Origin of the sequence: Ferruginibacter yonginensis, assembly GCF_042651465.1 — a bacterium.
In the GTDB taxonomy this organism is placed as follows: Bacteria; Bacteroidota; Bacteroidia; order Chitinophagales; family Chitinophagaceae; genus Ferruginibacter; species Ferruginibacter yonginensis.
Genome location: NZ_JBHSCZ010000002.1, coordinates 103,893 through 119,139 on the forward strand (window position 1 = coordinate 103,893; position 15,247 = coordinate 119,139).

Here is a 15,247-nt window from a genome sequence, read left to right on the forward strand (position 1 = left end):
ATAAATTATAAAAATGAAAGCGTTATTAGTCATCCTACTATGCTCTATTTGTAATAAACAAATAGTTGCTCAGCTCAATTCAACACCTGCAAATACAACATACGATATTGCACAAATGATTTCAGTTAAAGCCAAACAAAAAAATTTAGGCGCTATACATACTGAAAGCAACATTATGAGGCCTACAGCAGGCAAAGGTGGCTATTTTTTAAGGTACGAAAAAGGTTGGGTATACTACAACCCTAGGCTCAACCAAGCATTTGCTATTTGGGGCGAAACCATGAAAAAATACCAAGCTGCCAATTATGAAATGGGCTGGCTTGGCTTTCCCACAACCGATCCTAAAAATACCCCTAACCGAACAGGCACTTACCAACATTTTGATGGTGGCAGTATATATTATAGCCCTACAACTGGCTATCATAGTATAGGTGGTGCGTTTAAAGATTATTGGTCAAAAAAAGGTTGGGAAAATAGTGCCGAGTTGGGATTTCCTACAACTGACGAAGTTGAAATTTTTATTGATGGTTACACACGTTACCAACAATTTGAAAAAGGTACTTTATTTTTTGCGCCAAACAAACCAGTGTTGTATAGCAATAATCCAAATGCTGTAACACCACCAAAAGATAACTCAAACCAATTTGAACTCACTTTTACACCTATGAGTATATCTGGTAAAGAAAATGGTGCTTTAGAAATTGTAGACTACATTGATTTATATGGTTGGATGGATATTAGAGTGTACCAAGGTAATGGCACAGAAGTAATAGACGCCGATGGCAAATCATTTTCCTTATTCAACATCGATAAATCTCGATACTTAAATGAAGAAACTAGTAGCAGAGGTAAATTAAGTTTTGTTGAAAATAATAATCAATATAAAAGATTCTACAACTTATCTCAAACCCAAATAAATGACAATGCATATATACGAATTACTTATTGGCTAAACGATCATGATGAAACGAGCGCTGATGATTATTTAAAACTACAGAACAACAACGGCTCATGGCGTTATAACAATGGTAACCATCCGTACAAAGAAATAAAACTGAAAGAAATTATAAGAAACAATAACATATTAAACATAAATGATCACTTAACCGATGGCTCAGATTACGTGAACATAAAATATAAATTACAAATAAAAAATCTTTGATAGTGTAATGAGGTTAAAGCTTCAACATTATCCATTAATGTAACATTAGTTTCCAGCTTTCTGTAGTAGTGCCGCCACAAAGGTTATTATAATGTAAATTAAATAAAAGCGGCAGCTACTACTGCCAATCTGGGTTAGGCTTAACAGTTGTTCAATTTTCATCAAAAAAAATTCGATATGAAAAAACAAATAATATACATAACAACCATCATCTTTATTAGTTGCAATGCAAACAATGTTGCGCCTGTAAATACCACTGAAAAAACAAGTAACACCATCACCGAAACTTCTCAAAAACCTAATACCACATCACCGCAAATAACTGCCATTTTTAAAGGACAAACATTAAACCTTGTAGGCAAAATTACAACACAGTGCAATGCTAATAATGATTGCAACAGCACCATAATGGTAAAGCAAAAAAATAGCGATAACAACATCATGTATGAGCTAGTAGCTGTATTAAACAAACAAATTAGCGTTGGTACATTTACCCTTACATCAAACTTATTCGGCAATTTTATTGATGCAGTTAATACCATTACTAAAGGCGAAGGCGAATACAAATACAGCACACCAACAAGTTACAAACAAAAAGGAGGCAGCATCACTTTCACCAATGTTACTGATAGTTTGGTGAGCGGCAGCTTTATATTAAACGTATATAAACTGAGCGATACTACTGTTACAGAAACCATACAAGGCAACATCATCAACTTACCAATAAAAGCCATTAACGAATAATAAAAAATATACTACAATGAAAAAGTTACTGATCACAATTGTTACTTTATGTGCAATGAGCAATGGTTTTGCACAAATACGAAAACCTATTAATGCCAAGGATATAAGCAGCAATAAAATCAACCAATTTGTTGATACGGTTGACGTATATATTTCTATTAAAGATGGTATACTTAGCAATAACGAAATTTATGAGCTATTTAGAAATAAGCCGAACGAACACAATAATTTGTTTTTAAACTATATCACCATCAATAGCGGTAATTGGTTTGATATTGATAAACTCATACAAAGCAAGAGCAGCAATAAATTCATCATCAAAAATTTTGAAGTTATTGAGCCCATTAATGGAATTTTCCCAAGTATAGTAAGTGGGGGTTATACAACCATTCATTATAGGTTAGCACAAAAAGCTACACCCGATAATCCAAAAGTAATTGTGGCTGCGTTAAACAATTTTTTTGCAAGCAAATACAATATTGAAATAATGCCTGGCACATTAGGCGAAACTTGTTCAATGGGATTAGTTGGCTTTAATGACAACCTAAACATGGGCAGTGGCTTACAAGCTGCGTACAAATTATTTAACCAATCAAATGCTGCATGTGGATTCATAAAAAAACGTATTGGCAATAACAATAACGTTGTACAATTTGTAATTAATAGAATATCATACGGTAAATAACAGCTCAACATAAACAATATGAAAAAAACAATCATCACAATTTGGATTATCTGCTTTGGCATGGTATCAGTGGCGCAGAATAAGATTGACGCAGCTTTAAAAGAACCTGCAAATATTCAAACCAACAATAAACTATCCAACATAGCATCATCAAAATCAAAAATGGTGGATAGCTTATTTGCACTTCGTCCACAAAAACAAAAAACCGACTACGAAAAAATGGTTGAAAAGAGAGATGCTGAGCTCAAAGCATTTAGCCCTAAGGGCAATGAAGTATGGGTATATGAAGATATATTATTTAATGGCGCCAAAAAAGTTTTAAAAGTTGGTAATTATAATCTTGCAGCTTTGGGTTTGTTTTGGAATGATAAAGTTAGTAGCATGCTTATTCCTGAAGGCATTGACGTAACCGTTTACCTCAACGATAATTTTGATGGCCCCACAACTACCTTAAAAGGTTTTGGCTTAGCCAACTTACAACATAGTACCAACAACTCATGGATTGGTTATAGAACAGATATTAATGTTTTTAACGACCGTAGTGAAAACTTTAAAGATAATAAAGGCAATAAAGTTGCCGAACTTAATGATAATATTTCTAGTATAAAAGTGATACTTCGATAAAAGATGGTGATCAAAAACAAAAAATTAATAGGTTTATTAATGATAGCTGCTGGTTGCTTTGCGTTATATTTTGCAGCAGGTGCTATGTATAAATATTTTGTCACCAACTTAAAAGGGGTACATACAAAGGGCACCATTATTGGCTACCAACGTATAAATAATACTGGCAAGCCACAACCCACTTTTGAATTTGTAACAAATACTGACCAAAAAATAATCACTAAATACAAAACATCGTTACCCAAATCATGGAACAACAGTAGTTATAGGTACTTTAAAGTAAACCAAACCATTGAAGTGGCCTATTTACAAAATGAGCCCCAACATGCAGTTATTGTAAACTGGACCAGCTGGATTTTTTATGTATTGTATAGCGCTGTTGGCTTACTCTTTATACTAATTGGCTTTCAATTCATTTTTAAAAAACAAACATCATAACATGAAAAAAATTATTATACTCAGTTTAATTGTAACCAGTCAATTAATGGCACATGCACAAACCTCAGGCGACCCAAAGGTAGATGCATTAATTGCACAATTAAAAGATCAAAATAACAGCAAAGGCACCGTAACTTTTAGTGGTAAAGGCGCCACGGTTACCGATGCAGCATCCATCATAAAAAACCAAAATGGTGTATACGATGTTGGCAGTAGTTTGGTAAAATCTAATAGCCCAAGCCAAATTCATTTATTGGTCAAAAAAATAACTAATGGTAAACAAACCATTATAAAAGATAAAAACAATAGTTCTATTGCCCTTATTAATGGTACTGCTTATGAACTAGCAGGTGATATTACTTTCACCGTTAAAGGCAAAACTGTTAACGCTTCTTTTAAAGGTACTTTGTACGAAATTGATAAAAAGAAAGCCAAAGCTGCAGACACCCCGAGTGGCACCATTACAGCAACTTTCAAAAATATAACTATACCAAATATGTAGTGTATGCTTAAATTTTTTATTGGTTTATTACTTTTAAATACTTCGGCAATAGCCCAACGTAGTATAACAGCTTCTTACAGCTCAAGGGGCATCATTCCTACAAGTGGGTATATTACGATTACAGAAGATGGTATTAAAAAATCATTTTCAAAAAAAGATTTACCAAAGCAACATGATAGTACTGTGCTAAATACTTCAACTTTAAAAAATAGTACGGCTATGATATTTGTTTTGGTAGACAGTATTGTTGTTTATCAAAACAAAGTCAAGGTAAAGCCAAGTATTTGTGGTGGTTACGGCTTAACATCTTGGTTTTATAATGATGGTATAACTAATAAGCAATTATTTTGTGTAGCAAGCATGGCTGCGTACGATAAACACCAAAGTTTAATTAAAAAAGAAAAAAACAATTTAAAAAAACAGCAGCTCATACAACAATTAAAAGATGCAACTATTTTATATAATTTGTATATGAGGTTAAATAAGCAGTTTAATACAATCATATAAATAATATAACCCGGTATTATGAAAAATCTATTATACCTATTTTTTTTAATGCATTGCAGTGCTTATGCACAAGGTGATTCACTTTATGTAAGTGGCAGATTTTTGTTTAACAAAAACAACGAAAAAATTATTTTAAAAGGTATTAATTATTCCGTGTTAGATGATTGGTCGTTCCCCAGCAATATGAACAACGGCAACGAACGTTTGAGTGAAATTGAAAAAACAAAAGCTAACACAGTTCGTATTCAATGGTACAATGATTATGGGCAACCAACAAGACCAACTTATAACCTCACTCATTTAGATAGTTTGCTCACCCGTTGTGCCCGTTATAAAATGATACCCATTGTTGGTTTGTGGGATGTTACCTGTGGCAACGATTGGGCTACCTTCGCAACTCGAATAACCAATTGGTATACACAACCTGCCGTTATTAATTTGTTCAACAAACACAAACGTTACAGTGTTATTAATTTAGCTAATGAGTTTGGTTACTACAACTATGTAGGTGGCACTACGGCTGCTTTAAATACTTATAAAAATAATTACAAAACAATCATCACCACTATTCGTAATGCTGGTTACAAACAACCCATTATGATTGATGCACCAGATTGTGGCACCAACCCCGATGTACTCATAGCCGTTGGTAACGAACTACTCACACACGACCCATTACACAATATCATTTTTAGTGTACATAGTTACTGGATAAGCATTACGGGTAACGATGCAACAGCTATTGCAAACAAAGTACAACTGATGGTAAATAGTAACCTGCCATTTGTATTTGGCGAAATATCTAACTACCAATCAGATGCAACGGCCTGCCAATACGTACTCAATTACCAAGCATTATTAAATAATTTACAAACGCAACAAATTGGTTGGTTGGCATGGAACTGGCAATACGATGCTTGTGCAAATAGAGAAATGACAAGTACTGGTCTATTCAACAACCTTGGCACTTTTGGGTTAGATATTACCAATAACAGCACCTATGGTTTGGCCAATACTGCCATTCGTTTAAACAGCACCTTTGGCAATGCAACAGTATTAGCAACAACTGCCCTACAATTGCATATAAATTGTAACACTGGTAATAACATTGGTTTAAAAATAGATTTTAATAACATCCCCCTACAACAAAATATAATACTACAAACTAGTACAGATAATGGTGCTACATGGCAAACACAACAACAATTTACACATACAAGTATTGATGGCTCAATAGTAATAAATAATGTAAATATTACCACTGCAACAATTTTTAGGGCTGCTCTTACAAATGGCAGTAGGCTTAGTAATGTGGCAAGCTGTAATACAACAACCAGCAATACAAAAATATATCCCAACCCAGTTAATCAACAAATAAAAATAGAAGCCAATAGCATTGGTTGGGCAACACTTATTAATAGCAATGGAAAAACAATATTACAAAAAGCCATCACGTTTAATAATAGTATTGATGTAAGTCATCAACCAAATGGTTGGTACATTTTAAAAATATGGCATCAGCAAAATAATAGTTTCAGTTATCATAAAATAATCATTGCACACTAACATGAAATGCTATTTCATATTATTCATTTTTATTACAACGAAAGTAAATGCTCAACAAAAAATAAGTTGGGCTTATATCAATATATACGCATTTCAGCTTCCTAAAAATATATCACTTGAAAATATTAAAGCAACAGTAATATATAAAGACAAACCATTGGTGAGCAAAAAAAGACGTATCGGTAAAACCTATATTAACATTCAACCTACGTTTATAAAGGTAGATAGTATGGCAGCATTATCAATCTACAAAGCATTACCCATATCATTACCAAGCCAAACATTTATTTGGCTGGTAGATGATGATATGGCCATAGAAATGGCCCTATACCCCAATCGTTATAAAGTAAAAATTAGTACAACACCCAATACAAATACCAATTGGTTATTACCAGCTACTTTTGATGTATTAAGCGATAATATTATAAATGTTGCTTACTTACAGTGTTTAAATACAGCAGCGTTTCAACAATTACTTTTACAAAAAATCAACACACTTTCTATACCAACAAAATAAAACAAACTGTCGTAAATTGTATTACTTGTAAACTTACTGCCGCTCTCATGTTTAAATTGAAATTATTTTTACTAATCATGTACACCACTTTAGGTTACGGTGGCACAGCAGTAATAGCACAAAATAATTTTACGGTTGATGTTTTTACAACTGAGTTTGGTTTACCATCTAACTACATACAAAGTTGTACGGTTGATAGTGTGGGCTATTTATGGTTAGCTACAAAAAAAGGCATTAGCAAATACGATGGGTATAATTTCAATAACAACAACCAACTAAGAGGCGATGTATTGAGTTTATACAATGCCAACAATCAATTATTTTATTATTACAACAACAATACTGGCTTAAACGAATTAAATCCTTACAACAAAAAAATAAACAGTATTGCTGCTACAAAATTTACAGATAGTGATCCCACTAACGATCATTACAATAATATTTTTAAAGATAGTTGGGGCAATATTTGGTGCTGCGATTTTGCACATGTAAAATACTTTCAACCCACTACTAAAAGTTTTAAAAGTTTTACATTAAATGATTTTAATGTAAGTACTGATAGATTAGCTACCATATTGCAACCCAATAAAAATGAAGTGTGGATTGCCAGCTTATTTGGTTTAAAAATTTGGACCAAGCAAAACGATACCCTCACTTTATTTCCAGATAACAGCATCAACAAACGTAATTTTTCAACTGCCGCTATTGTAGGGAATGATTCTGTAATAGCAGCATCTGGCAACCAATTTTACCTCATCAATACGGTTAGTAAAAAAAATATACAAACTTATACTTTACCCAGTAACGATGCTATTGTAAGTATTACGTGCATGTACAATAATGGCATTAAAAACATTTTAATTGCAACCCAACAAAAGGTATTTATTTTAAATGCCAACAACAGTAAACCTTCAATCATTTATATTGGTAATGATAACGATGGTATTATTAACAGCATTTATTGTGCACCTAATAGTCATTATATTTGGGTATGTACTACCCAAGGCTTGGTAAAGTTAACGGCACCATCAAACGCCATTAAAACTTTTGCAATACCTAATACGGTACAAGGTGAAAATGCTGTAAAACAAGTTATAAAAATAGCCTCCAACAATTATTGCATACTTACTACCGTTGGCGAATTATACCTGAGCGATTTATATACCTCCTTTAAAAAAATAGCATTACCTACGCAAGCCAATTTCATCAGCTGGACGGGCAACCAATTGCTTATAGGCACCAATAATGGCTTATTAGTTTTTGATGGTAGTTACGTTAAACCAATGAATGCCGTTAGCAATACCATTGCTATAAAAAAAATATTAATCACCAAAAAATATGTGTGGCTATTATTAAAAGATGCACCACCATTGGTGTTAAATAACCCAACGTTTTCAATTGCTCAAACAGTCACTGTACAAAACAATAACATTTTTGGGAAAGATAATATTTGGAATGATATTATTGAAGACGATGAAGCACAAATATTTTTAGCCGGGTGGATGCCCAGTAACTATGGTTTAGCCCAATTTAATTTTACCAACAATTCATTTGAACCAATCGCTAGGCGTACCAATAAAGAAGCAATGTTTATTGGCGATTATTTCAACCGTATTGCAAAGTCTAAAAAATACCATCTTTTGTTTTCTGGTTATGGTGGTTTTAATATGATCAACGAAAAAGGAATAGCTACTAAAATAGTTTCAGTTGATCATTACAAAATCATCAACGATCATGTTGAAGGTATTGCCGAACTTAATGATGGTAAAATTTGGTTTGGAACAGAAGAAGGTATTCAGGTATGGAACCCTGCAACCGATCAATTATTTGCACTCACCACTCAAATAGGCTTACCTTCTAATACCGCTATTTATGCTTTTGATGTTATTGATACGAATAGCTTAGCAGTGGGTTTTAATAAAAAAGTAAGTATCATTAATACTGATAAAATATTTGAACGTACCCTGCAAGAAAAACTGGTATTAGCATCACTAAAAGTAAACGACTCATTGGTAGATGTGTTTGATAACACCATTACCCTTAACCCTTCACAACGCAACTTACAATTTTCGTTTTCGGCGCTCAACTTTAGCGACACCAAAAAAATACATTACCAATATGCTATCAACAATGGTGCTTGGCAAAATTTAGATCATATTCCAACGCTTACCTTTTCAAACTTTAAACCTGGCACTTATAACATTGCAGTAAGGGTGTCAGATAATTTAGATATGTGGCAAAACAAACAGCTGCTACTCACCATAATTGCAAAACCAAAATTTATTGAAACCATTTGGTTCATTATACTGTTAGCGGCTATTGGTATTGCAATAGGCTGGGCCTTGTTTAAATTTAGGCTCAATCAACTACGCCGTATCAACCAATTTAGAGCCAATATTTCACAAGATTTGCATGATGATGTAGGTGCTACTTTAAGCAGTATCAACATCCTTTCAACCATGCTTTCAGAAAGCACCACCCTGGCAGATAAACCTAAAACCTATGTTCAAAAAATTAATACAGATGTTCAGCAACTGCAACTTAAACTAGATGAAATAATTTGGAGTTTAAAAAAAGAAGAAAATAGCATCCAACAAATTTTCAATAAACTTATTAATTACGGTACTTATATTTTTGATGCAAAAAATATCAACTTCACCCATCAACTTCCCAATGATGCAGCTACTATTTTTGTACCCAATCAACACAAACGCTCCATTTACTTATTGGTGAAAGAAGCTTTAAATAATATTGCCAAACACAGTCAAGCACAACATGCAGCATTACTATTTACTCATACCAATAAACAACTTAGTATTGTTATTAAAGATGATGGTAAAGGTATTAACCAAGCCAATATCGATAAAAGAAATGGCATTAAAGGCATGCACCAACGAGCTACTGAAATAGGTGCACAAGTTTTCATTGATAGTAGTAGCAAAGGCACAACTATAACCCTACAAATTAAATTATAACATGATCAACGTTTTAATATACGAGGATAATTCAAGCCTACGTGATACCCTTCAACTATTAATTGAGGCTGATGAACAACTGGCAGTAATAGGTGCTTACGGCCATTGCGATGATATTGAAAACGATATTGATAACAACAAGTTACCAGATGTTATTTTAATGGATATTGATATGCCCGGTATTGGTGGTATTGAAGGTGTATATAAAGTAAAAAAAATATTGCCCGATGTACAGGTAATTATGTTTACGGTATATGAAGATGAAGATAAACTTTACCGTTGCCTTATGGCAGGAGCCAATGGCTACTTACTTAAAAAAAATAGTCCGGCCCAAATAACAGCGGCCATAAAAGATGTATTTAGTGGTGGTGCTCCCATGCACCCACAAATTGCACGTAAGGTAATGCAAGTATTTAAAGAGGAGCATGCACATATTACCCATAACCTCAGCGATCGTGAGGTTGAGTTACTCAGTATGCTATCACAAGGCTTGCCCTATAAATTAATTGCAGCACAAAAAAACATTTCAATAGAAACCGTTAAAACGCACTTAAAAAATATTTATCAAAAAATGCATGTGGCTAGTGGCACTGAGGCGGTAGCAAAAGGATTAAGATTAAAAATTATAAAATAACAATTCGTAATTTTATGCAATTAATGAAATCATTAAAGTTGTTTCAGCTACCATTGCCACTGAGTTATGAATTTAAAACAATTAGCACAAGAGCTTAACTTATCTATTTCCTCTGTATCAAGAGCATTGAGAGATAGTAAAGAAATTAGTGAAAAAACAAAAAAACTCGTTTTAGCAAAAGCGAAAGAACATAATTACCACGCCAACCACTTTGCCAGCAATTTACGCAAGCAAAAAAGCAAAACCATAGCAGTAGTAATACCCGAAATTGCCAATAACTTTTTTTCATCGGCCATTAATGGTGCCGAATCATTCATTCAAAAAAAGGGGTTTCATGTACTCATTTACCAAACGCATGATGATGTACAGCAAGAAGTAGCCATTGCCAAACACTTACAAAATGGTCGTGTTGATGGTATTATGATGTCGTTAACCAGCCACACATCATCTATACACCACTTAAAAGAAATTCAACATAAAAATATACCACTCGTTTTTTTTGATAGGGTTCCACACAATATTGAAGCGCCCAAAATTACCACCAACGATTATGAAAGTGCCTTAAAAGCCACGGAGCACCTCATTAAAAATGGCGCTACTAAAATTGCCATTTTATGTATCTCCAATATTTTATCTATCACCAATAATCGTAAAGAAGGGTATGAAGCTGCCTTAAAAAACCATCAATTAAAAATCAATAAAAATTATATACTCACTTGCGATGATAGTAGGGAAGCCAATAAGCAACAAATACGAAAATTATTAAGCAGCGCCAACAGGCCCAATGCTATTTTTGCTTGTGTAGAAGAGTTGGCCATTTGCAGCTTTGAAATTTGTCAGGAGCTAGGCTTAAAAATTCCGCAGGATATTAAAATTATTAGTTACTCCAATCTACAAACGGCTGATATTTTAAACCCATCACTCACCACTGTTACGCAACCTGCGTACGAAATTGGCAAAGAGGCTGCGGCTGTGTTGTTTAAATTAATTGAAGCCACCGCAAACGAAAAAATACCTAACAAAGAAATTGTATTGAAGTCGCAATTATTTGTACGCAATTCAACCAAAAAATAATGGGGGGCTTTGTACAATGGTGCAGGTGGCAGCAGTTGTTCGGCGTATTACGGGCTGCGGCCCTCGTGCCTTGGGCTAAACCCTTCATACACCGCAGCCCTTGGGCAGTGTAGCTATTTTCTGCTATTAAAGCAAAGTGTTACATGTGGCCTCGTCAAGAATCGAACTTGAATCCAGAGCTTCGGAAACTCTTGTACTATCCATTGTACTACGAGGCCAAAAATTATCTTCCAAATTTTACAATATTAGTCCCAAATATTTTCACCGCAATGGCCAATAATATCACTCCAAAAAATTTACGTACTACTAGCAGTCCATTCGGACCTAACGCTTTTTCAATCCATTTTAGTGAGCCTAACACCAAAAATATAACCACACAATTAATTAATATACCCAATAAAATATTTACATCTTCATAATTGGCTTTGAGCGACATAATAGTGGTAAGCGTACCACTACCAGCAATTAAGGGAAAAGCAATCGGCACCACACTTCCACTTTTATCATTATTTTCTGCCTTAAAAAAATCGAGCCCCAACACCATCTCTAAGCCAATTATAAAAATAACAATACTACCAGCCACCGCAAACGATTTTACATCTAACCCCAACAAATCTAAAAACTGCTTGCCTATAAATAAAAACAATATCATTAATGAGCCAGAGGCTAAGGTAGCTTGTACATTATTTATTTTACCCCCCATTTTTGCTTTTAATGAAATAAGTACAGGCGCATTACCCAGCATATCAATTACCGCAAATAAGGTAAATGATACTGTAATAATTTCTTTTATCATGATTTGTCCTACATCAAACATGGCGCTCAATTTTTCACAAATATAAAATTATAAAATGGGTATGGCTTCATTCTATCATTAATTATACATGGTTAATGGTAAACAATCAATATTGTTTTATCTTCAAATTATGTTACAAAAACCAAAGTTAAATTTGTTCGATTTTACCATGATTATGGTAAGTTTAGTAATAGGCATGGGTATTTTTAGAACCCCTGCAAATGTGGCTGCTACCTCACCCAACCCTATATTATTTTTTAGCATTTGGATAGCTGGTGGTATTATAGCCATTGGTGGTGCCCTTACTTATGCTGAAATTGGCAGCAGGTTTCCTGTAACAGGTGGTTATTATCGTATTTTTTCTTATGCCTATCACCCGTCCATCGCTTTTGCCGTTAACTGTATTATTTTAATATCAAACGCAGCTTCGTTAGCTGGTGTTGCATTAATTGGAGCAGAATATATCATAAAAGTGGTTATGCCCACCCAAACTGATACGCAAGCAGCTCAAATTACGATTGCCATCATTTCAATTGTACTTTTTTATGCCATTAATTTAGCTGGTTTAAAAATGAGTGCTCGTACACAAAACATACTTACCATTATTAAAATAGGCTTGATATTATTATTAATAACACCATTGTTTTTTTATAACAATAACATGGCTACCGCTACAGCAGAAAGCACTTTAAGCAACCCAACATTAAGAGAATACATAAAAGCATTTGGGTTGGGTTTAGTTGCCGTAAGCTTTACCTATGGTGGTTATCAGCAATCTATCAATTTCGGTGAAGAAGTTAAAAACCCTGCTAAAAATATACCAAGAGGTATTATCATTGGCTTATTAATCATCATCAGTTTATACCTCACTATTAACTATGCATATTACCACGTTATAGGTTTTACAGCCCTAAAAACATCCGCTAATATTGCCGCAATTATGGCTGGCTATGTGTTTGGTAGTGCTGCCGCAAACATATTATCAGTGCTATTATTTTTAAGTGTACTGGCTTATGTGAATGTGCTTTTAATGGCCAACCCAAGGGTAATGCAAGCCATGAGCGATGAGGGCATGCTACCCTCAACCTTTGGTAAACGAACGGTTAAAACGAATGTATTGTTTACCTCATTAAGTGTATTTGCAAGCCTTTGTATGCTTATTGTTTTTTGGGCAAAAACGTTTGATGAAATTTTAAGTTTCACCATCTTTTTAGATTGCTTTGGCATGGTACTTTCTGCAGCTACTATTTTTAAACTCAGAAAAACCACTCAACACCTTAATGGCACTGGTATTTATCAAATGCAATTGTTCCCCTTAATGCCTATAATTTTTATGTTGGCATATACCTTTGTGGGCATCAGTATTTTTATTGATAAACCTATAACAGGTGTTACAGGCATTGCCATATTAAGTGGTTTTATAGCATTGTATTTTGCCGTAAAAAAGTTTAGCAAACCTACCAACCTTTCATAATGGACATATCATATATCATCAACGAATTGGGAGAAGATAGAGAACAGTATTTCAATGCTATTGCACCGCCCATTATGCAAACCAGCAATTTTGCATTTAAATCAGTTGCAGCCATGCGTAGCGCCTTTGCCGATGAATACAGTACGTATTTATACAGCCGAGGTAAAAACCCTACGGTTGATATTTTATGCAAAAAATTAGCAGCATTAGATGGTGCTGATGATTGCCTCGTTTTTAACAGTGGCGCTGCTGCCATATTTGCTGCTGTATTGGCTAATGTAAAACAAGGCGACCACATTATTAGTGTACATGAGCCTTACAGTTGGGCAAAAAAAATGTTTACTGAAATATTACCAAAATTTGGGGTAAGCACTACGTTTGTTGATGGTACAGCTACAAAGCATTTTGAACAAGCTATTCAACCTAACACCACTGTTATTTATTTAGAAAGCCCTAATAGCTGGGATTTTGTGCTGCAAGATTTAACAGCCGTTGCACAACTTGCTAAAGCCCATAACATCATCACCATTTGTGATAACAGCTATTGCACCCCCTTATACCAACAGCCTATTGCATGTGGTATTGATATTGCATTACAATCTGCCACCAAATACATTAGCGGACATAGCGATACCGTTGCCGGTGTATTAAGCAGCAATACCCACATGATTGCCCGTATTTTTAAAAGCGAATACAATAATATTGGCAGCGGTATTCAACCATTTAATGCATGGTTGCTGTTGAGGGGTTTACGAACTTTGCCTATGCGTTTGCAACAAATAAGTACATCAACAAAAACAATGGTGGCCTTTTTAAAAAATCACCCGTTGGTAGATGGTGTGTACTTTCCGTTGGATGTTGATTTTAATCAATACACATTGGCGCAACAACAAATGAAAGGTGCCGCAGGTTTAATAACTTTTACCATTAAAGCCAATTCAGTAAAAGCGATTGAAACATTTTGTGAAAGCCTGCAACACATCATGATGGCTGTAAGTTGGGGTGGTTATGAAAGCTTAATTATACCGAAATGTGCAGGTTTACCTGTTGATAGTTTTGATGCACAAAACCCACTGCACCGTTCGTTGCGATTATATGTAGGGTTAGAAGAGGTGGATTATTTAATTAAAGATCTTTCGAAAGCCTTCGCTACACTACAACCGTAGTTTTACGAATTACAAAACGCCATCGTATCGGAAATTACAAAACCTTAAAAAGAGTGTTGCTGCTATTGTTTTAAGCCAATGATGAAAGTACATTTACAATACAATCATCACAAATAAGTTACACTTACCGATTTTAATTTATTGTTGATGTTGTAAACCTAACATCAAAACTATATTTATGAAAAACACTAAAAGAACCCATCGTTTTTTAAGTGCTTTTAAAAAAGCCATTGCTTTAACAGTAAAATCATTGTTTACCTCTAGCGCTCATCAAGAATTTTACAAACTTAAAAACTTTATTTGCTAGCATTTTTTGGGTAAAATTATTTTTTACTTTATTGTCGTCTCATGTGCAATTACAGTTGGTTTAAATAGGCTATAAG

General features: G+C 34.1%; 16 protein-coding genes and 1 tRNA gene. 15 read left to right on the plus strand and 2 right to left on the minus strand.

From position 1 onward, the window contains the following. The first annotated feature begins 13 nt into the window (after positions 1–13). The 12 genes from ACFOWM_RS07605 to ACFOWM_RS07660 all read left to right on the plus strand — a co-directional run bounded on the left by ACFOWM_RS07605 (position 14) and on the right by ACFOWM_RS07660 (position 11,428). Positions 14–1,162 carry an LGFP repeat-containing protein gene (locus ACFOWM_RS07605; protein WP_379708475.1) on the plus strand — a complete coding sequence of 383 codons (1,149 nt, stop codon included), beginning with the start codon at positions 14–16 and terminating at the stop codon, positions 1,160–1,162. A gap of 177 nt (positions 1,163–1,339) precedes the next feature. Beyond that, the gene (locus ACFOWM_RS07610; RefSeq protein WP_379708477.1) at positions 1,340–1,906 is read left to right on the plus strand and encodes a hypothetical protein; all 567 of its coding nucleotides are present in this window, start codon (positions 1,340–1,342) and stop codon (positions 1,904–1,906) included. Between the two features lie 16 nt (positions 1,907–1,922). Further along, positions 1,923–2,591, plus strand: coding sequence for a hypothetical protein (locus ACFOWM_RS07615; RefSeq protein WP_379708479.1), 669 nt, complete (start codon positions 1,923–1,925; stop codon positions 2,589–2,591). 18 nt (positions 2,592–2,609) lie between these two features. After that, a complete protein-coding gene (locus ACFOWM_RS07620) occupies positions 2,610–3,215 on the plus strand; it encodes a hypothetical protein (protein WP_379708481.1) in 606 nt (201 codons plus the stop codon). A gap of 3 nt (positions 3,216–3,218) precedes the next feature. Next, complete coding sequence (locus ACFOWM_RS07625; RefSeq protein WP_379708483.1) at positions 3,219–3,653, plus strand: DUF3592 domain-containing protein; 435 nt, start codon at positions 3,219–3,221, stop codon at positions 3,651–3,653. Position 3,654: 1 nt separating this feature from the next. Then, positions 3,655–4,155, plus strand: a complete 501-nt coding sequence (locus ACFOWM_RS07630; protein ID WP_379708485.1) for a hypothetical protein — start codon at positions 3,655–3,657, stop codon at positions 4,153–4,155. 3 nt (positions 4,156–4,158) lie between these two features. Then, entirely contained in the window at positions 4,159–4,662 is a 504-nt protein-coding gene (locus ACFOWM_RS07635; protein WP_379708487.1) for a hypothetical protein, read from the plus strand. 18 nt (positions 4,663–4,680) lie between these two features. Continuing rightward, the gene (locus tag ACFOWM_RS07640; protein WP_379708489.1) at positions 4,681–6,228 is read left to right on the plus strand and encodes a cellulase family glycosylhydrolase; all 1,548 of its coding nucleotides are present in this window, start codon (positions 4,681–4,683) and stop codon (positions 6,226–6,228) included. A 1-nt stretch (position 6,229) separates the two neighbouring features. Continuing rightward, on the plus strand, positions 6,230–6,745 hold the full coding sequence (locus ACFOWM_RS07645; RefSeq protein ID WP_379708491.1) for a hypothetical protein: 516 nt from the start codon (positions 6,230–6,232) through the stop codon (positions 6,743–6,745). A 77-nt stretch (positions 6,746–6,822) separates the two neighbouring features. Then, positions 6,823–9,720 carry a sensor histidine kinase gene (locus tag ACFOWM_RS07650; protein WP_379708493.1) on the plus strand — a complete coding sequence of 966 codons (2,898 nt, stop codon included), beginning with the start codon at positions 6,823–6,825 and terminating at the stop codon, positions 9,718–9,720. A 1-nt stretch (position 9,721) separates the two neighbouring features. Further along, positions 9,722–10,354 (plus strand): response regulator, encoded by a 633-nt coding sequence (locus ACFOWM_RS07655; RefSeq protein WP_379708495.1) that lies wholly within the window; start codon positions 9,722–9,724, stop codon positions 10,352–10,354. 66 nt (positions 10,355–10,420) lie between these two features. Further along, the gene (locus ACFOWM_RS07660) at positions 10,421–11,428 is read left to right on the plus strand and encodes a LacI family DNA-binding transcriptional regulator (protein WP_379708497.1); all 1,008 of its coding nucleotides are present in this window, start codon (positions 10,421–10,423) and stop codon (positions 11,426–11,428) included. A gap of 146 nt (positions 11,429–11,574) precedes the next feature. On the opposite strand, the gene ACFOWM_RS07665 is transcribed toward ACFOWM_RS07660, so the two are convergent. Next, positions 11,575–11,646 (minus strand) — tRNA-Arg (locus ACFOWM_RS07665). 5 nt (positions 11,647–11,651) lie between these two features. Next, positions 11,652–12,245: a MarC family protein gene (locus tag ACFOWM_RS07670; RefSeq protein ID WP_379708499.1), complete on the minus strand. Its 594-nt coding sequence runs from the start codon at positions 12,243–12,245 to the stop codon at positions 11,652–11,654. Positions 12,246–12,354: 109 nt separating this feature from the next. Here ACFOWM_RS07670 and ACFOWM_RS07675 point away from each other — a divergent pair, with 109 nt between their 5' ends. The 3 genes from ACFOWM_RS07675 to ACFOWM_RS07685 all read left to right on the plus strand — a co-directional run bounded on the left by ACFOWM_RS07675 (position 12,355) and on the right by ACFOWM_RS07685 (position 15,171). After that, the gene (locus tag ACFOWM_RS07675; RefSeq protein WP_379708501.1) at positions 12,355–13,698 is read left to right on the plus strand and encodes an APC family permease; all 1,344 of its coding nucleotides are present in this window, start codon (positions 12,355–12,357) and stop codon (positions 13,696–13,698) included. Further along, the gene (locus tag ACFOWM_RS07680) at positions 13,698–14,864 is read left to right on the plus strand and encodes a trans-sulfuration enzyme family protein (RefSeq protein ID WP_379708503.1); all 1,167 of its coding nucleotides are present in this window, start codon (positions 13,698–13,700) and stop codon (positions 14,862–14,864) included. Before ACFOWM_RS07675 ends, ACFOWM_RS07680 begins: the two co-directional genes overlap by 1 nt. 178 nt (positions 14,865–15,042) lie before the next feature. After that, positions 15,043–15,171 carry a hypothetical protein gene (locus ACFOWM_RS07685; protein ID WP_379708505.1) on the plus strand — a complete coding sequence of 43 codons (129 nt, stop codon included), beginning with the start codon at positions 15,043–15,045 and terminating at the stop codon, positions 15,169–15,171. Positions 15,172–15,247 lie beyond the last annotated feature (76 nt).